This is a genomic window from Lysinibacillus sp. GbtcB16 (assembly GCF_019091145.1).
Lineage (GTDB): Bacteria > Bacillota > Bacilli > Bacillales_A > Planococcaceae > Lysinibacillus > Lysinibacillus fusiformis.
On record NZ_JAGXJV010000566.1, the window covers coordinates 1 to 259 of the forward strand.

The window sequence follows — 259 nt, forward strand, 5'->3', positions numbered from 1 at the left end:
TGGGTTTTACATATTTTCATTAGGCAAATTCCGAGAAATCGTATGATAAAACTAAAAATGATGAGGAGAGGATCAGATGGAATTCGAATTTTTCTTTCAAATTGCACTTATTTTATTAAGTACAAAGCTTGCTGGTGATCTTAGTGTTAGATTAGGTCAACCTTCTGTACTAGGTAAATTAATTGTCGGTATCGTTATCGGTCCAGCTGTATTAGGCTGCATTGAAAATTCAGAGCTTCTAACTCAATTAAGTAATGTC

Annotated in this window: 1 pseudogene; it reads left to right on the plus strand. The window is 33.6% G+C overall.

The annotated features are described in order from the left end of the window. Positions 1-76 precede the first annotated feature (76 nt). Positions 77-259: pseudogene (locus tag KVT27_RS25255) on the plus strand (cation:proton antiporter); the annotation flags it as partial.